13 protein-coding genes are annotated in these 18328 nt (G+C 69.6%); 9 read left to right on the top strand and 4 right to left on the bottom strand.

What is annotated here, in order from left to right; all coding sequences use genetic code 11:
- Nucleotides 1-60: 60 nt before the first annotated feature.
- The 5 genes from rsfS to ASF32_RS00935 all read left to right on the top strand — a co-directional run bounded on the left by rsfS (nucleotide 61) and on the right by ASF32_RS00935 (nucleotide 5104).
- Entirely contained in the window at nucleotides 61-492 is a 432-nt protein-coding gene (rsfS, locus tag ASF32_RS00955; protein ID WP_200919009.1) for a ribosome silencing factor, read from the top strand.
- Nucleotides 493-524: 32 nt separating this feature from the next.
- Nucleotides 525-1025 (top strand): 23S rRNA (pseudouridine(1915)-N(3))-methyltransferase RlmH, encoded by a 501-nt coding sequence (gene rlmH / locus ASF32_RS00950; RefSeq protein ID WP_056422305.1) that lies wholly within the window; start codon nucleotides 525-527, stop codon nucleotides 1023-1025.
- 62 nt (nucleotides 1026-1087) lie between these two features.
- Nucleotides 1088-2398 (top strand): peptidoglycan DD-metalloendopeptidase family protein, encoded by a 1311-nt coding sequence (locus tag ASF32_RS00945; protein ID WP_056422302.1) that lies wholly within the window; start codon nucleotides 1088-1090, stop codon nucleotides 2396-2398.
- The gene (locus ASF32_RS00940; protein ID WP_056422300.1) at nucleotides 2398-3720 is read left to right on the top strand and encodes a S41 family peptidase; all 1323 of its coding nucleotides are present in this window, start codon (nucleotides 2398-2400) and stop codon (nucleotides 3718-3720) included. Before ASF32_RS00945 ends, ASF32_RS00940 begins: the two co-directional genes overlap by 1 nt.
- Nucleotides 3721-3877: 157 nt before the next feature.
- A complete protein-coding gene (locus tag ASF32_RS00935; RefSeq protein ID WP_056422297.1) occupies nucleotides 3878-5104 on the top strand; it encodes a divergent polysaccharide deacetylase family protein in 1227 nt (408 codons plus the stop codon).
- A 110-nt stretch (nucleotides 5105-5214) separates the two neighbouring features.
- Here ASF32_RS00935 and ASF32_RS00930 read toward each other — a convergent pair whose 3' ends face one another.
- Complete coding sequence (locus ASF32_RS00930; protein ID WP_056422292.1) at nucleotides 5215-6408, bottom strand: murein L,D-transpeptidase family protein; 1194 nt, start codon at nucleotides 6406-6408, stop codon at nucleotides 5215-5217.
- A 267-nt stretch (nucleotides 6409-6675) separates the two neighbouring features.
- Here ASF32_RS00930 and ASF32_RS00925 point away from each other — a divergent pair, with 267 nt between their 5' ends.
- Complete coding sequence (locus tag ASF32_RS00925; RefSeq protein ID WP_056422289.1) at nucleotides 6676-7068, top strand: RidA family protein; 393 nt, start codon at nucleotides 6676-6678, stop codon at nucleotides 7066-7068.
- Nucleotides 7069-7176: 108 nt separating this feature from the next.
- Here the strand turns inward: ASF32_RS00925 and ASF32_RS00920 are convergent, their stop codons facing one another.
- Nucleotides 7177-9729, bottom strand: a complete 2553-nt coding sequence (locus tag ASF32_RS00920) for an ABC transporter ATP-binding protein (RefSeq protein WP_056422286.1) — start codon at nucleotides 9727-9729, stop codon at nucleotides 7177-7179.
- Between the two features lie 290 nt (nucleotides 9730-10019).
- Here ASF32_RS00920 and ASF32_RS00915 point away from each other — a divergent pair, with 290 nt between their 5' ends.
- Nucleotides 10020-13652: an autotransporter domain-containing protein gene (locus tag ASF32_RS00915; protein WP_056422283.1), complete on the top strand. Its 3633-nt coding sequence runs from the start codon at nucleotides 10020-10022 to the stop codon at nucleotides 13650-13652.
- Between the two features lie 272 nt (nucleotides 13653-13924).
- Nucleotides 13925-14782 (top strand): class II glutamine amidotransferase, encoded by an 858-nt coding sequence (locus tag ASF32_RS00910; protein WP_056422280.1) that lies wholly within the window; start codon nucleotides 13925-13927, stop codon nucleotides 14780-14782.
- Here ASF32_RS00910 and ASF32_RS00905 read toward each other — a convergent pair.
- Nucleotides 14755-15438 (bottom strand): TenA family protein, encoded by a 684-nt coding sequence (locus tag ASF32_RS00905; protein ID WP_056422277.1) that lies wholly within the window; start codon nucleotides 15436-15438, stop codon nucleotides 14755-14757. The genes ASF32_RS00910 and ASF32_RS00905 overlap by 28 nt on opposite strands.
- Nucleotides 15435-16322 (bottom strand): aldose 1-epimerase family protein, encoded by an 888-nt coding sequence (locus tag ASF32_RS00900; protein ID WP_056422273.1) that lies wholly within the window; start codon nucleotides 16320-16322, stop codon nucleotides 15435-15437. The genes ASF32_RS00905 and ASF32_RS00900 overlap by 4 nt, the downstream gene beginning before the upstream one ends.
- A 248-nt stretch (nucleotides 16323-16570) precedes the next feature.
- On the opposite strand from ASF32_RS00900, the gene ASF32_RS00895 reads away from it, so the two are divergent.
- Nucleotides 16571-18271 carry an HWE histidine kinase domain-containing protein gene (locus ASF32_RS00895; RefSeq protein ID WP_056422270.1) on the top strand — a complete coding sequence of 567 codons (1701 nt, stop codon included), beginning with the start codon at nucleotides 16571-16573 and terminating at the stop codon, nucleotides 18269-18271.
- Nucleotides 18272-18328 lie beyond the last annotated feature (57 nt).

The raw sequence follows: 18328 nt of genomic DNA, 5'->3' as shown, positions 1-18328 counted from the left end.
ACTCTTGAAAACGGAGAGTGATCGTTCCACTCTCTCCAGACTATAGATTGTTCAGATACAATGACCGCCGTCACTTCGGGAATCGAGACACTGACCGATTCGCACCATTCTGGAGCCACAGGTTCCGACCACGCCGCCGATCAGAGGATCGGTGATCTGAAGACGCTCGCGCTCGATTGTCTCGAAGACATGAAGGCCGAGGAGACCATCGAGATCGATCTCGCCGGTCGGACCTCGCTGGCCGACACGATGATCATCACCTCCGGCCGCTCGCAGCGCCATGTCAGCGCCATCGCCGACCGCATCCTGCAGGAAATGAAGAGCAAGGGCTTCGGTACGGCCCGGGTCGAAGGCATGCCCGCCTGCGACTGGGTTCTGATCGATACCGGCGACATCATCGTCCATATCTTCCGGCCGGAAGTCCGCGGCTTCTACAATCTCGAGAAGATGTGGGGCGCGGATCGTCCGACCACCGACCTGCTGGCCGGCTGAGCATCGGACCGATGGCGCGGGGCGCCTGACGCGTGCGTCTGCTCGTCACGGCGGTCGGCCGCCTCAAACCTGGACCCGAACGGGACCTCGCATCCCGCTATCGCGAACGTGCGGTCCAGCTCGGTCGTGGCTTGGGTCTCACCGCTTGCGACGTCGTCGAGATTCCTGAGAGCCGCGCCCGGCGCGCCGTCGACCGCAGCGTGGAGGAGGGGGCGGCGATCCTGTCCCATGCCCCGGCCTCATCGAGCGTGCTGCTGGTCTATGACGAGCGCGGTCGCTCGGACTGGACCAGCGAACGCATCGCCGAGCGGATCGCGTCCTGGCGCGACGCGGCCACGGCGACGCTGGTCGTCGCCATCGGCGGCGCAGACGGGCTCGCTCCGGCGGTGCGCGCGCGCGCCGACCTCTCCCTCGCCTTCGGGGCGGCCACCCTGCCTCACGGCCTTGTGCGCGTGCTGGCGCTGGAGCAGGTGTACAGAACGCTGACGATCCTGGCAGGGCATCCCTATCATCGGGGCGACATCGACGCATGAGGGGCGGACACGCGCGGCGCGGGCCTGACGGCGGAGCGATCCGTATCGTTGCCTATGCGGCGATGGCGGTGCTGACGCTCGGTCCGGCCTACGCACAGGAGGCCCCAAAGCAGCAGGACGCGCCGAAACCGCAGGATGCTTCTGCCGACGCGATCCAGCGCGCCATCGACGAGAAGGCCCGCCGCGCCGAGAACCTGAAGCGGATCGAGGAGCAGCTCGCCGCCTCCAGCGGAGCGCGGGCGAAGCTCGAAGCGGAGGTCGCCTCGGTCGCCGGAGACCGGGCCAAGCTGAATGCGGCCCTCCTCGACGCCGCCCGTCAGGCGCAGGCGACGGAGGGCAGGATGAGCCGCCTGGAGGAGCGCCTGAAGACGCTCACCGCCAGCGAAGCCGGCATCCGCCGCTCCCTCGAAGCCAGACGGGGCGTCATCGCCGAGATCCTCGCCGCCCTGCAGCGCATGGGACGGAGGCCGCCTCCGGCGGTCCTGGTCCAGCCGGAGGACGTGCTCGCCGTCATCCGCACCTCGATGCTGCTCGGCGCGGTGGTGCCCGAACTGCGCGGCGAGGCCGAGACCCTGGCTGCCGACCTCACCGAGATGGTGCGCCTGAAGGGCCTCATCGCCGCCGATCGCGAGGGCCTGCAGAACGACCTCGCCGGCTGGGCCCGGGAGCAGCAGCGGCTCAACGCCCTGATCACGGCGCGCCGTACCCGGCTCGCCGAAGTCGAGAGCGGTCTCGTCACCGAGCGCGCGCGCACGGCCGAGCTCGGTGTCCAGGCGAAAAGCCTGAAGGAACTCCTCGACCGGATGGAGAACGAGGTCGCCTCGGCCCGCCGGGCGGCGGAGGAGGCCCGCGCCGCCGAGACCAAGGAAGCGCGGGCGACCCAGGAGCGGTTCGCGGCGGCCGGCACACGCGATCCCGCGCGGCTCGCCCCCAAGATCCGCTTCGTGGACACACGCGGCGACGTGCCGAGGCCGGTGAGCGGCACGACGCTGCGCAGCTTCAACCAGCCCGACGGCAATGGCGGAACGACCCGCGGCATATCGCTCGCGACCCGCCCGAAGGCGGTGGTTTCCTCTCCATCCGATGGGTGGGTGTCGTTCGCCGGGCAGTTCCGCTCGTATGGACGACTCTTGATCATCAATGCCGGCGATGGCTACTATCTGCTGCTGGCCGGTATGGATCAGATCAACGTCGAGGTCGGACAGTTCGTGCTTGCGGGGGAACCGGTGGCAGCTATGGGTGAGGGCGGCCAGGGCGCCACACCGGGCGACCGCGACGGACCGGTCTTGTACGTCGAGTTCAGGAAAGACGGCGGCTCCATCGATCCGGAGCCTTGGTGGGCGAAGAGCCCCAGCGAGAAGGTTCGCGGATAATGCGCAAGATTTCCCTAGTCCTGGCCGGCGCGTTCCTTGGCGTCGGTTCCTCACTCCTCGCCACCCAGACGCATCTGCTCTCCGGGACCAGCGCGGTGGCGGCTTCCGCCGAGACCTACCGCCAGCTCAGCCTGTTCGGTGACGTGTTCGAGAAGGTGCGGACCGACTATGTCGAGAAGCCCGACGAGGCCAAGCTGATCGAGGCGGCCGTCAACGGCATGCTCACCTCCCTGGACCCGCATTCGAGCTACATGGACTCGAAGAGCTTTCGCGACATGCAGGTGCAGACCAAGGGCGAGTTCGGCGGCCTCGGCATCGAGGTCACGATGGAGGACGGCCTGATCAAGGTGGTCAGCCCCATCGACGACACCCCCGCCTCCAAGGCCGGCATCCTCACCAACGACATCATCACGCAGATCGACGAGGACCAGGTCCAGGGTCTCACCCTGAACCAGGCCGTCGACAAGATGCGCGGCCCGGTGAACTCGCCGGTGAAGCTCAAGATCTCCCGCAAGGAATCCAAGGATCCGATCGACGTCGTGCTCAACCGCGACGTCATCAAGATCAAGCCGGTGCGCTCGCGCGCCGAGGGCGGCGATGTCGGCTACATCCGCCTGACGCAGTTCACCGAGCAGACCTATGACGGCCTGCGCAACGCCATCGACAAGCTCTCCGGGGAAGTGGGCCAGGACAAGCTGAAGGGCTACGTCCTCGACCTGCGCAACAATCCGGGCGGCCTCCTCGACCAGGCCGTGTCGGTCTCCGACGCGTTCCTCGACCGGGGCGAGATCGTCTCCACCCGTGGCCGCAACCCGGACGAGACCCAGCGCTTCTCGGCCAAGTCCGGCGACCTCACCAAGGGCAAGCCCATCGTCGTCCTGGTGAATGGCGGCTCCGCCTCGGCCTCCGAGATCGTGGCCGGCGCCCTGCAGGATCACAAGCGCGCCACCGTGCTCGGCACGCGCTCCTTCGGCAAGGGCTCGGTCCAGTCGATCATCCCGCTCGGTGGCAGCGGCGCGCTGCGCCTCACAACGGCGCGCTACTACACGCCGTCGGGTCGCTCGATCCAGGCCAAGGGCATCGAGCCGGACCAGGAGGTCCTGCAGGAGATCCCGGACGAGCTGAAGGGTAAGGACGAGACCAAGGGCGAGGCCGGCCTGAAGGGGCACCTCAAGCAGAAGGATGTCGAGGAGCGCGGCGGTTCCTCGGCTTACGTCCCGCCGGATCCGGCCAAGGACAAGCAGCTGATCGCGGCCGTGGACTTCATCCGGGGTATCCAGAAGGGCGCGGCCAACACGCCGAAGGCCGCCGTTCCGAACTGAAGATCACGGCTCCATCCTGAAACGCCGCCGGCGTCGCGGGATTTAAAGAAACGTTAACCAGCGCGGCCCGCAATGTCGGTCAGACCGACTCGGCGGGCCGCTTCGTTTCTCACACGATAAGCCCGCCTCGGTCGTTCGCGAGCCCTCAGGGAAACGGCTGACCGTGGCCACCGACGACATCCTGACCCGTCCGCTGGGAACCAAGAGTGCTGCGGCGTCCCGCACGCTCGGCCAGCGGCTGCGCGGTGTCTCGATGCCCCGGATGAGCCCGCCGACCTTGGTCGCCCTCGCGGCGGCCGGCCTAGCCATCGGAATCACGATCCTCGCCGTGACCGGCGATCCCCAGGGCGGCGAGCCCGCCGCTTTCGCGGCGATCACCCTGCGCGAACCGGCGGCCCCTGCTCCCGTGGCGAAGGCCCCCGAGCCTCCGCCCGCGTCGCCGGCGCCGCGTTCGGCCGGCGAAGTCGAGACGGCCTCGGGCGTCCGTGTGGTGCGGCCGGCCGGTGCCGCCGCCACCGATGCGGTGATCATCCGCGTGCCCGACAGCGAGCCCGTGCGCCTGGCCGCCCCCGATCCTCGCCTGCTGGAGCGGGGCCGTCATGGCAGCGTGCCGAAGATCGGCGACGGCCGCCGCCGGCCCCTCGACGTCTATGCCCGCCCCGATCCCGATGCGGGCGCGCCGGGCGCGCGCATCGCCATTCTCGTCACGGGCCTCGGCGTCGGGCAGGCCGCGACGGCGGGCGCCATCACCAAGCTGCCGCCCGCGATCAGCCTCGCCTTCTCACCCTATGGCGGCGATCTCGAACGCAGCGTCGCCCGCGCCCGCGATTTCGGCCATGAGATCCTGGTCCAGGCGCCGATGGAGCCGTTCGATTATCCCGACAGCGATCCCGGCCCGCAGACCATGCTGACGAGTTCGCGACCGCCGGAGAATCTCGACCGTCTGTCCTGGGTCATGAGCCGGTTCGGGGGCTATGTCGGTCTCGTGAACTTCATGGGAGCCAAGCTCGAAGGCGATGCCGCCGCCTTCGAGCCGGTATTGCGCGAGATCGGCGCGAGGGGGCTCGGCTTCGTGGATGACGGCGCGTCGTCGCGCTCGCTGGCGACGTCTCTCGGCGGCAAGCTCAAGATCCCCGTCGCCCGCGCCGAGATCGTCCTCGATGCCTTGCCGCAGGCGGACGCGATCGACCGCGAACTCGCCCGGCTGGAGGCCCAGGCCAAGGCGAACGGGTTCGCGCTGGCCTCGGCGGGCGCGATGCCGATGACGATCGAGCGGATCGCCCGCTGGGCGAGTGACCTCGAAGCCCGCGGCGTTCGCCTCGTCCCCGTCAGCACCGCCCTGCGGGGAGCGCCACCCGCGCGGCTGTCGAGCGCGGGGCCGTGAGAGGGGCGGCGGCTGAGTCCTTCGGCTGAGCTGATCGACCACGTGCGGTCCGGGCGTGAGCATCCCCTCGCCCCGCCTGCGGGGAGAGGAGAACCCGCTTATCCGTAAGGTTAGCGCTCCGCCAGGGTCTCGATGATGGCCGGCGGGGCGGGGGCCGGCATCTGCCCGGTGAGCGAGGCCGAGAGCATCGTCGGCAGGGTCTGATCGTAGCGCATGACGAGGGCGGCGAAGCGCGGCGGCGCCTGCTCGTAGGCCGGCTTGAACCCGCGCACCCGCATGAGCGCGGGAACCGAGGCCGCCACCATCCAGCGCGACCAGACCGCCTCGGCGACGAGAACCGGGCGGCGCTGGGCCGGAATCACGATCACGTCCTGGCCGGCATAGGCGAGGGCCTCGGGCCGGCTGACATCGCCGAGCGAGACGCCCTTGGCGGAGAGGGCGGCCCAGAAGGGATGCTGTGCCCCGTCCGAATAGGTGGTGCGCACGGCAGCGCTCCCATCCTCCACCAAGCTTGCGATGCGGGCCTCCTCCTGCACCCGGCGCGCCGTCACCAGCGATTCCAGGGCGGGGTCCTTGTAGGGAAGGAAGGCGTAGCGGCCGGCGGTGACGGTGACGTTGGGCTCCTCGCCCGTCGCCTCGAACCGGTCCGAGCCTTCCTTGAGCTGGCGCCAGAAGGCGATGTTCGGGTCCGTCCGGTAGCGGGCCATGTTCGCCGCGCTCATCCGGAACGGGTAGGACTGGAACTGGAACGCCGCCTGTCCGCCGGCGAAGGCGTCACGCGCGATGGCGTAGATCTCGCCCACGACCTGGTCGGTCATGGCGAAACACCCCATCGACGAGCAGACGCCGTGGACCATCACGGCCGAACCGGTGAAGCCGTGCGCGCGGTCATAGGCGTTGGGGTAGCCGACATCGAAGGAGAGGTAGTAGCTCGAATTCGGGTTCATCTGGCGCGGAGGCACCGAGTAGAACCCTTCCGGCGTCTGGCGGTCGCCGGTCTTGCGCTTGGGGCCGAGCTGGCCCGACCAGCGGCAGATCGGAAAGGTCTTGATATGGACGAAGCGCCCGCTGGCGGCTTTCTTCCAGACCTCGATCTCGGATTCCTTCTTGTAGGCTCTGAACAGGACCGGCGCCGAGGCGCTGGTGCCCTTCTGGCTCATCAGCGCGAGGGTCGCCGCCGGGATCGGAGCCGTGGCCTTGGCCGATTGCGCCCGTGCGATGTCCGGCGCGGCGAGCCCCAGAGCCAGCAGGAGAAGCCAGGCAACGGCGCGGCGCTGTACGACTGGCGAGGGTAGAACGACCATGCCCGGCCCTGGAGAGGGATGCGCCGACCGACCGCCGACACCGTGCAACAGGGTGCACGAAGCCTTGCTTATCCCATCCCAATGGGGCGGCAATAGGGGAAGCGCCGCCTCCCTTCTTCTTTGGTCGACCGACGATCACTGACGCCGACCGAAATGCGGAGGTGCGGCGGGTCGAGGGACGCTCTGTCGCGAAGATTACATCGGAGGGAGATATCGTCGGCCTGGCATTCGTGGGTTGTCACCCCATGCCGGCAATGGAGCATCGAGATGCTGCGACCCATCAATCCGCCCGGTCCCTCGATTCCCGGCATCTCGCAGGCAATGCTGGTTTCGGAGGGCCGATTGCTCATCCTCTCGGGCCATGTCCCCTTCGATGGCGCCGGCGAAGTGGTCAGCGGGGATCTGGCGACCCAGCTCGACCGGGTGTTCCGGAATATGCAGGCGACGCTCCATGCGGCGGGCGCCGATTTCAGCGCCGTCGCGCGTCTCACGATCTATGTCCGGGACTATGATCCAAGCCAACTCCCAATCATCCGGGCGGTGCGCGATCGCTGGATCAACGCCGAATGCCCACCGGCCAGCGCATTGATCGGCGTTGCGGCGCTGGCATTCCCCGACATGTTGGTCGAGGTGGATGCGATGGCGTTCCTGCCCGCCTAGCCTCGCCGCCGTTCAGCGGCAGCGGGGTGGCGAAGCGGACCGGAGGGGACAGCGGCCGGCAATGTCGGACCGGCCACCGGCGACGAGGAGGGGCGTGTCACGGCCCCGTCAGGCGGCGATCACCGTGTTGCGCTCCACATGCAGCACCGCGCCGAAGGGATCGTTCGCGTCGAGCGTATCGGTACTCGGCAGGCAGACGATGAGGCCGCGGCCGGCTCGCGCCGCGCGCAGGCTGGCGAGGCGCGTCCTGATCTCGGCGGCCTTGCCGTCGTCCAGCGCGATGGCGACGACCACGATGTCCGGTTTGCGCACGAGGCAGCGGGCGAGGTCGATGCCGATGCGCTCGCGCGAGCCGATGGCGTTCTCCCCGAGGCTCGCCCCGCCGCCGCCCATGCCCGGCTCCACGCGGCTGGCGAGGCCGAGCCGGTAGACGGTTGATTCGAGGCCCTGCTGCACGAGGACCCGGCGCACCAGGGCTCGCACGCGCGGCTCCGCCCCGGCCTCCTCGCCGTTGATGCGGCCGAAGAGGAGGTTCTCCTCCAGGCTGGCGGCCGGGTTCAGCCGGTCGGGATCGTAGAATTCCACCGCCGAGCGCAGGTTCTGAGGCAGAAGCCGCGCGAAGGAGTGGCGTGCGGCGACGATCCGGTCCTCGAAGGCGGCGTCGATGAGGCCGAACCGGTGCCGGGTCTCGCTGTAGCGAAGCGCCAATCCGATCAGGCGCTTGCGGTCGCGCTGGCCCGCCGGGCCCCGGCGCCAGCCCTTCGCCTCCGGCTGACGGCTGACGAGATCCTCGAAGAATCCGCGCTCGGCCGCGGGAAACAGCGAGAACGCGTCGAAGAGCGGGTGGTCGTCCGGAAGGTCCGCGAAGATCTCGATGGTGCTGCGCGCCACCTGCAGCCCGATCTCGGTGAAGGGCCGGGTCAGGTCCTCGGCCTCGAGCACGGCGCGCAGGTAGGGATGGGCCGCGATATGGCTGCCGGAGAAGGCCGGTCCCACGGCCTCGCCGAACAGGATGTTCTCGCCCACCGTCGCCTGATGGTTGTAGCGGGCGGGATCGAACGGCTCCACCAGCCGCGCCGCCTTGTCCTCCGCCAGGGCCTCGCGCACGGCGTGGCGGGCGGAGACGATGGAATCGGCGATGCCGGGTTCGGCGTTCGGGTCCACCGTTCCCTCGAGGCCGCGCGCATAGACGAAGGTGTCGAGCCCGGTCAGGTGCAGCACCTCGATGAGGTCCGCCTCCGACGGCTTTTCCTGCCGAGCCGCGCCGTAGAGGATGTTCTGCTCCAGCGTGCCCTCGATCAGGATCGCCTCGGCGCCGGCCAGCGCGATGTGGCTGGCGCGCTCGGCCGGGTCGAGGCTGCGCAGGTCGATTCCGTCATAGGTCACTGCGCCCGCGGTGGGTTCAAGCTGCCCGGCCAGCAGGGCGGCCAGCGCCCGCGCGCCGCTGCCGCGCTCGCCCACGATGGCGAGGTGGGAGGGCATCGCCACGGTGACGTCGACGCCGGCGAGGCGTTCGCCGCTGGCGGGATCGTAGACGCCGACGCCGGACGCGGCGAGTTCCCCGCCCTTCGGCAGAGTGGCGAAGGCGCCGGGCCTGTTGCCGCCGCGCCCTTCGAGGGACACGAGCGTCGCCGCCAGATCGCGGAAGACCGGCGCCACGGCCTCATGGATCGAGCGCAGGCGCAGGGTGACCGCCAGGGCCAGAACGGCGAGGGCGAAGCCGCCGCCGGCCGCCACCAGGGCACCGGGCTCCACCGGTACCGTCGTGCCGTCGTGCCCGCGCCAGAGCGCCAGCGCCACGACGATGGCAGGCAGCAAGATGACGAGCGCCGTGGACGGCGCGCGCGCATAGGCGAGGCGCGATTCCGATGCCGCCAGCGCGTCGCGGGTGCTGGCCCCCTTGGCGGCGAGGCGGCTGCGCTCGAAGGCCGCCGCGCCGTGAGCGCGTACCGCCGGCATCCGCCGGATGAGATCGGCGAGGGCCCGCCCCGCCGCGCCCCCGGCCCGCAGACGCAAAGCCGCGCGATCGTGCACGCGCCGCTGGATCAGGGCGCGGGCGAGCCCGGATGCCAGGAGGCCGACGGCCACGGTGGGCATCAGGCGCGGGGCGGCCAGGGCGGCGAGAATCAGGGCGAGGATCCCGCTGCCGATCGCCAGCGCCGGCACTAGGACCGCCAGTCCGAACAGGGTGTCGAGGCGGCCCAGCATGTCGGCCAGGATCTGCGCCAGGGCGCGGGCCTCGTCGCGGGCGCTCGGCGGAGCGCGCAGGATCGCCTCGGTGACCCGACCATGCAGGGCCGCCACCGTGCGCGCCTGCGCCTGGAAGCAGAGGCGCGCCACCGCCCAGCCGAGGCCGGCCGAGGCCAGGGCCGCCGCCGCCAGGCCGAGGAAGGCCACGCGCACGAGGTCGGCCGTGGGCAGGGCCCAGCCGGCAAAGGCGACGAACGGCTCCGCGTCGCCCGTCCGCCACGGCAGCGTCGCGGTGATTCGCAGGAACCGGCCCGCCGTTTCGGTATCGTGGACCTGGACGCCCACGAGGTCGCGCATGCACAGCAGCGCGAGAAACGCGAGGGGCCCCCCGAGACCGAGCGCGAGCCCGACCGCGGCGACATGCTCGCTCCGCGCGGTCCGCCAGGTGAAGGCGATCGGATCCCGGTCCATCGGCACTCTGTGCAAATCGCCCCGGGAAACCGAGGCTCGCTGAGCGGCTTAGAGGATCGGGCCCGGCGGCGAAAGCGCTGGGGCGCACCTCGGCGGGCCATGCCGCCATTCTCCCGGCGCCGTTCTTCAGCCTTCGTCCATCGCGCCGGGAGCGGCCATCCGGCGCTACACGCGCGCCACGAATGCCCTGCCGTGTTCGCGCCAGGCGATTTTCGTCACGGCATCGTCTTACGGCCAAGCTAGCACCGCGCCGCCAACAGGCTGCTGCCTTTTTTTCGTGCGAGGCTTCCGTGTCCACACCTCTCAAGACCGCCCTGCTTGCCGCGACGTGCCTCCTGCCGGTCGGTGCGCAGGCGCAGCAGATTCCGACCTCGCCGGGCATCAGCTTCACGAACAGCACCTCGGTCGTCCCCGGGACGGTCATTCCGCGCGTCCTCGACAGTTACATCGGCCTGATGACGTCCAATCCCGCCGTCATGATCCAGAACTACCAGACGGTGGTCGGGATGACGCAGGCCCGGAATGCGGACCAGACCCTGGCGGCGATCCATGACGACCGCACCGTACAGGCCTACAGCATCCTGAACGGGCTCGGCCCCCTCACCTCCGCCTACCTCACCGGGGCCGGGGCCTCGTTCACCGGCACCCGGCCGACGAGCCTCACGCCGACCACCTATGCGACGACGACGCTGGCCGACTACGCGGCCAACCTCAGCACCGGCGCGAGCGCGAGCGGAGGCGCGACGAGCTTCGGCGACGGGACGGCGACACCTCTCGCGGCGGCGGTCAGCTTCATCGACAACACGGTCCGGGCCAATGCTTCGACGGAACCGTCGAAGCGGGTCTTCGGGCGCTACCAGGGCCCCAATCCGGCCATCGACCCCCTGGCGCCCCGCTTCAACGATTACAACGCCATCACGAACAAGGCGGGCCTGACCACCGCGGACACGGCGAACTTCGTCGTGCCCGGCTACCTCTCCAATTTCCCCGTTCCGGCGGTCTACGGAACGACCGAGCGCTGGGTGAAGGGCTTCACCGTCACCCAGGAGATGATCGATGCCAATGGCGGACGACCGCTGACGGCTCCCAATGTCGGCTCCTTCGGCCCCACCGGCGCCTTCAACCCGACGACGTTCGGGGTCGGCGAGTATGTTCCGGGAATCGGGACCTCGCCCCGTCCGTTCCGCGTCAGCACGGCGGTCGACGTGCCGACGCTGCTCAACCCCCGCACCAACACCACGAATGCCTACGCGGATGGTGGCTATCCGAGCGGCCACACCAATTCCGGCTATCTGCAGAGCCTCGGTGTCGGCTTCCTCGTCCCGCAGCGGATGCAGGAACTCCTGACCCGTGCCTCCGAGCTCGGTAACAACCGCATCCTGACCGGCATGCACTCGCCCCTCGACGTGATGGGCGGCCGCATGCAGTCGACGGCGATCGCCGCCACCAACATCTACGCCGCCCTCTACGACGCGGCCGGCAACCGGATCGACTGGACCAACCCGGCCAATGCCGGCGCCTACGCCGTGTATCAGGCCTACCAGCAGACCCAATCCTACCTGGCCGCGAGCTGCGGGGCGGGGACCGTGGCGGGGTGCCTCGCCGCAGGCGCGGCCTCCGGAGCGGCCGATTCCTTCGGCAACGCCGCGCAGAACAAGGCGGATTACACCGCCCGGATGACCTACGGCTTCCAGCCGACCGGACCCAGCACGCCCCTGACGGCCGCCGAGGTGCCGGTCCAGGCGCAGGTGCTGCTCCTCACCCGCTTCCCCTATCTCAGCGACGCCCAGCGTCGGGAGGTGCTGGCGACGACGGGCCTGTCCTCGGGCTACCCGCTGCTCGACGGCAACACCTATGACGGCTGGGGCCGCCTGAATCTCGTAGCGGCGGCGGACGGCTACGGCGCCTTCAACGGCGCCGTCACGGTGACGATGGACGCCGCCAAGGGCGGGTACGACGCCAGCGACACCTGGCGGAACGACATCGGCGGAACCGGCTCCCTGACGAAGGCCGGCACCGGTACGCTCACCCTCACCGGCACGAACACCTATTCGGGCGGCACCACCATCGCGGGCGGCACCCTCGTCGCCTCCGCCGCCAGCCTCGGCTCGGGTGCCATCACCGACAATGCCAGCCTGATCCTCGACCAGTCCAACGATGGAACGCTGGCGAATTCCATCGCCGGCACCGGCATCCTGACCAAGGCCGGATCCGGTACTCTCAACCTCACCGGCACCAGCACGTTCAGCGGCCTCACGGGCGTCGCGCAGGGGCGTCTGGACGTGAACGGCAGCCTCGCGCATTCCGTGGTGACGGTGGGCGAGGGCGCCGCCATCGGCGGCACCGGCACGGTGGGCGGGCTCGTGGCCCGGTCCGGCGCGGCGGTGGCGCCGGGCAATTCCATCGGCACCCTCAACGTGGCCGGCAATGCCAGCTTCGCGCGCGGTTCCACCTTGCAGGTCGAAGCCAACGCCGCCGGCCAGTCCGACCGCGTCGCGGCGACCGGCACCGCCACCCTCGACGGCGGCACCGTCCAGGTGCTGGCCGGTGCGGGCCGCTACGACCCGCGCACGAGCTACACCGTCCTGACCGCCGCCCGCGGCGTCACGGGGCAGTTCGCCGGCGTCACCTCCAACTTCGCCTTCCTCACCCCGACCCTCCGCTACAGCGCGGGGGCGGTCGACCTGACGCTGACCCGCAACGACATCGCCTTCTCCACCATCGCCCAGACCCGCAATCAGGCCGGCGTCGCCGACGCCATCCAGGCGGGCGGCGCGGGCTCCGCCCTCTACGGGCGCACCGTCGGACTGACCACGCCCGAGGCGCGCGCCGCCTTCGGGGCGCTCACCGGCGACATCCACGCCAGTGCCGCGAGCGCCCAGTTCGAGACCGCCTTCTTCGTCCGCGAGGCCATCCTCGACCGCCTGCGCTGGGGCGCGGCGGAGGTCGCCGATTACGGCAGCCTGCCGGCCACTTACACGGCCGACCTGCCGGGTCGGTCCGCTCCTGTGGCGCCCGTGCCCGTGCGGGTTCTCGACCCGCGCGTGTTCGGGGTCTGGGGACAGGGTTTCGGCAGCTTCGGCCAGGCCCGTAGCGACGGCAACGCCGCCGGGCTCTCGCGCCAGACCTCCGGCTTCGTGCTCGGTGCGGATCTCCGTCTGGAGACCGGCTTCCGCCTCGGCGTGGCCGGTGGCTACACCGCGACCAGCCTCGACAGCGCAGGGCGCCTCTCATCGGGCACGATCGAAAGCGGCTTCGGCGGCGTCTATGGCGGCTTCGAGCGGGGGGGCTTCGCGCTACGCCTCGGTGCGGTCTATGCCGACCAGTCGAGCCGCATGAGCCGGGTCGTGAGCTTCGCCGGGTTCTCCGACAACGACACGGCCCGCTACGGCGGCTCGACCGTTCAAGGCTTCGGTGAGCTGGGTTACCGCTTCTTCCTGGGCGCTGCCCAGCCCGTCCTGGTCGCCAAGGGCGGGGCGGCTCCGGCCCCGGTCCAGCAGACCTATATCGAGCCGTTCCTGGGCGGGGCCTACGTGTCGATCGGGCGCGACCGCTTCACCGAAACGGGTGGACTGGCGGCGCTGACGAGCGCGGCGCAGAGCACCGAGGTGGCGACCTCGACGTTGGGCCTGCGCGGCCAGACCAGCTTCGATCTCGGGTCCGGTGCGCCGGTCTCGCTGAACGGGTTGGTTGGCTATCGCCGGGCCTATGGCGACGTGGTGCCCAAAGCCCTCCTGAGCTTCGGCACGGGGCCGAGCTTCCTCACCATGGGCACGCCGATCGGCCGGGACGCCCTGGTGGCACAAGCCGGGCTCGACGTGCGGGTGGCGCGCGGCACCACGCTGGGTGTGTCCTATACGGGCCAGGTGGGCGAGCGGGCGCAGGACCATGCCGTGAAGGGCAACTTCACCTATCGGTTCTGAACCTTACGGCGGACATTGCGCCGCCGGACCGCGCGGGTCCGGCGGCGTTTACATCCCAGGAGGAAATGGCCTCCGAAGGTCGTGCGCTTTTTCAGTGCCGACCAAGGCTTTCTGCGCGAGGAAGGCTGTTTGCGTGAAGCGGAGCGTTTCGGAAGGATTACCGGCTCCCGCGGGTGGGAAAATCCTCTAGAGTGGGTAGCTTGGCGGTCTCCCCAAGGACTCCGTCCTCCGCAAGCCCACCCGTTCCTCCCACGCGAAGTCCCCGAACCTCCATGTGCGAATTGCTCGGCATGAGCGCGAACGTGCCCACCGACATCCGTTTCTCCTTCGCGGGCCTCGCCCGGCGCGGCGGGGAGACCGGGCCTCACGCCGATGGATGGGGCATCACCTTCTACGAGGGGCGGGGCGCGCGCGCCTTCCACGAGCCCGAGCCGAGCGCGCGTTCGGTCCTCGCCAAGCTGCTGCGCGACTACGCGATCAAGAGCCGGATCGTGATCGCGCATGTGCGCAAGGCCAATCGCGGGCGGGTCGGGCTCGAGAACACCCATCCGTTCAGCCGCGAGCTCTGGGGCCGGCGCTGGACCTTCGCCCATAACGGCCAGCTCAAGGGCGTGAAGAAGTGGCCGCTGACCTGGTTCAAGCCGGTGGGCTCCACCGATAGCGAATACGCGTTCTGCTGGATGCTCGACCGGCTGCAAACCCGCTATCCGAGCCTGCCGAGCCCGGCGCGGCTCGACAATGCCGTCGCTGAACTCTGCGCCGAGCTGCACGGGCTCGGCGTGTTCAACATGCTGCTCAGCGATAGCCGGACGCTCTATGCCCACTGCGGCAAGCGCCTGTGCTACCTCACCCGCTGCGCGCCGTTCGGCACCGCGACCCTCATCGACGAGGATTGGCACGTGGATTTCGCGCAGGAGACGCGGACCGACGACGTGGTGACCGTCATCGCCACCAAGGCGCTCACCCGCGACGAGTGCTGGACCGATGTGGAGCGCGGCCACATGCTCTCCCTGCGCGACGGCATCGTCCGCATCGTCAAGCCGGGAGTGCCGAAGCCGGTGCGAATTCCTCCGCCCTGTTCCGGGGTCGGGCGTCCCGACGGTCAGACTGGCCAGGCCGCCTCGCGGTAAGCGCTGTCCCAGAACATCCATTCGAGCTGCGTCGCGCGGGAGAAAGCGCGGTGCATCCGCTCACGCAGCGAGAGCGAGACCCCGAGCGCCGCGGAATCGGTGGTCGCGATCATCTCGGCGACGGCGGTGGCGAATTCCTCGCCCGCGTAGGTGTCGATCCAGGCAGCGTAGGGATTGCCGGTGCCTGCCCGTGACAGGATGTCGGTGCCGATCTCGGCATAGATCCAGAAGCACGGGAGCAGGGCGCCGAGCAGGACCTCGTAGGGCTCGGCATAGGCCGTGGCGAGGAGATACGAGACATAGTGGTCGCAGGCCGGCGAGAGCGGCGTCGCCGCGAAGGTCTCGGCCGTGATGCCGTAATCCCGGAAGAAGCCGCCATGGAGGGAGCGCTCGACCACGATCGCCGTCTCGGCGGCCTTGGCGAACTGCACGATGCCCTCGGGCTCCGGCGACTTCGCCGCCGCCAGGGCCAGCGCCCGGCCGAAACCGATGAGGTAATGCGCGTCCTGCAGGATGTAGTGGCGAAAGCGGGCCTCGCCGAGGGTGCCGGCGGCGAGTTCCGCATTGAACGGCATCGTCCGGATGGCCTCGTAGGCCGTCTCGTTGCGCGCCCAGGCTTCGGCCGAGAAGCCGTTCTCGTCGACGGGGCGGATCATGAGCGGGGACCTTCCAGGGTAAGGCTGACCCCGTGGCGGACGCGCTGGCCGGGGGCGATGAGGCGCTGTGAATCCCGGCGGGTCAGGTCGCCGTCGAACCCGGCCCAATCGGCATGGCCGGTCCAGCATTCCAGGGACAGGAACGGCGCCGTGGGCTTCGTCCAGATGGCGAGATGCGGGAAATCCGAGACATCCATGCGGATGGCGCTGCCGTCGGGAGCGGTGAAGCGCATCCGTGCGCTCGCCGCATCGCGCAGGACGATGGCCTCGGCGAATAGGTCGGGATCGAGGGGCAGGATGCGGCCTTCCAGGGGGAACGGACGCTCCTGGCGCAGGAGCAGGCCGCCATCCCCCACCTCCGGCGCCAGCGCCCGTTCGGGGTGCTCGAACTCCACCGCGTAGCCGCCACCCGCCTTGCGCTCCCCGTCGGCGAAGGGCCAGGGGAAGGCCGGATGGAAGCCCAGGGCGTAGGGCAGGTTCGTCCCACCGGTATTCTCGATCCAGATCTCGAAATCGAGATGGGCCGGGCCGACCCGCGTGGTGATGTCGAGTTGGAACGGATAGGGGTAGCGGGCGCGCGTCGCCTCGCTCTCGATGAGGCGCAACGTGACGCTGTCGTCGCTCTGCGAGACGATCGTGAAGGGCAGGTCACGGGCAAAGCCGTGCTGGCCCATCGGATAGGCCGTGCCATCCACCCGGACCACGCCGCCGGACGAGGCGCCGACCACCGGGAAGAGCCAGGGCGCATGCCGGTTCCAATGCGCCGGATCTCCGTTCCAGAGATACTCCCGCCCACCCACCTGCCAGGAGACGGGCTCGGCACCGGAGGCCGCGACCACCGCCACGGTGCCGTCTCCGGCCTTGAGAGTGATGCGGTCGCTCATGTGGTCTTCCTCGGTGCTGTCACGCTCGGGGCTTTCACGCTGACGCGGTTGTGGCCGCAGGCGGAGCGCCGGTCCAGCCTCGACAGGGACGATTAAGCGTTCACCGTTACGGAGAAATCCCGGCGCCGCGCCAAATTGCCCATACGGCTGGTCCGCCAAGTCAGGCATACAGTATTATGGCCAAGCTGATTCGGTCGGCCGAACCGGGTCCGTCTGGCTGAAACGTTCCCCATGGCCGACCTCCCGTCATGACGCTCACATCCCGTATCGTCGCGCTGGTCGTGCTCGCCCTCGTCCCTGCCATCGCGGTCCAGAGCTTCAACGAGCACGCGCTGCGCAGCGCCCGCGAGGATGCCGTGACGGCCTCGGCAATGCGCAACGCCCGCGCGGTGGCGGAAGACCTCACCCAGTTCGCCAGCGGAATGCGCCAACTCCTCGATATCCTCGCGGAGGCTCCGTTCATCCGCGACCAGGAAGCGGCGGGGTGCACCAGCTTCCTGCGCTCCATCATCCGAAAGCTTTCCGGTGCCACGATCCTCATCGTGGCGGATGCGAAGGGGCAGCTCGTCTGCAACAGCCTGGGAATGGAGCAGGGCGCCTATTCCATCGCCGACCGGACCTATTTCCAGAAAGCGATGCAGTCGGGCGTGCCGGTGATCGGGGAATATGTGGTCGGTCGCGGCAGCCGTGTTCCCACCATCCAGTTCGCCTATCCGATCCGGGATTCCAGCGACAGGTCCTCCGGCCTGCTCATCTTCGGCTTCGATCCCGCCTGGCTGGGCGAGCGGCTGGCCCATGCCGGGCTGCCCAAGGACGCCGCCGTGACGGTGACCGACCGCAGCGGCACCATCATCGTCCAGAATCCCGATCTCGGCTCCTGGGTCGGTCAGACGATGCCGGCCGCCTTCGCGTCTGGTCTGGACAGGGCCAGCACCCTCGGAAGCGCCGTCGAGATGCCCGGTCTCAACGGAATCCGCCGCATCACCAGCGTGGTCCGTCCCGATGGCGCCCTCGACGGGATGACCGTCGCCGTGGGCCTCGCCCGCGATACCGCCTTCGCCGATATCGATGCGGCGACGCGGCGCGGCGTGATCCTGATCTTCCTCGGGACGCTCGTCGCCATCGTGGCGGCCTTGATCGGCGGCCGCGTCTTCATCCGCAAGCCGGTGCGGCGGCTGTTGAAGGCGTCCCGCGCCTGGCGTTCCGGCCAGCTCTTCGCCCGGTCGGGCCTGACGGGCCGCTCCGAATTCGGCCAGCTCGGCCAGGCTTTCGACGCCATGGCCGCCACGCTCGAGAAGCACGAGGACGGTCTGCGGGCCGAGCTCGAACGCACGCGCAGCCTGCAGGAACAGCAGGTGACGATGATGCACGAGCTGAATCACCGGGTGAAGAACACCCTCGCCACGGTCCAGTCCCTCGCCCGGCAATCGCGCGGCGGCGAGGAGCAGGCGGCGCAGTTCGAGGGCCGCATCCTCGCTCTGTCGAAGACCCACGATCTCCTGACCCGCGACGACTGGACCGGCGCGCCGCTCCGCGCCGTGCTCGAGAACGAGCTCAGCCCCTACCGCAGTTCGGCGGACCATATGGAACTCGTCGGCCCCGATATCGACCTACCGCCGCGCTACGTGCTGGCCTTGGGAATGACCGCCCACGAACTCACCACCAACGCGGCGAAATACGGCGCCTTGTCAGGCAGCCAGGGCCGCCTGTCGGTGATCTGGCGCGTCACCGAGGATGGCATGGGTGGGCGGCGGCTGGAAATCGAGTGGCGGGAACGCGGCGGCCCGGCCGTGGCGCAGCCGAAGCGCCGCGGCTTCGGCACCCGGCTCATCACCGGCGGCATCGCCCGCGAACTCGCGGGCTCGGTCGAGCTCGATTTCCAAGCCGAAGGCCTGCGCTGCCGGATCGACGTTCCGATCGAGACCGCGCCGACCGTCCGCTTCCACTGATCTTTCGATACAAAGCCTCGACGAGTCGAACTCGTCGAGGCTTTGTCTTCGCGTGCC

It is taken from the genome of Methylobacterium sp. Leaf91, from assembly GCF_001422815.1.
Taxonomy (GTDB): Bacteria; Pseudomonadota; Alphaproteobacteria; order Rhizobiales; family Beijerinckiaceae; genus Methylobacterium.
The sequence above is the reverse complement of the archived record's forward strand: the minus strand, read 5'-3'. Positions and strand labels throughout refer to the sequence as shown.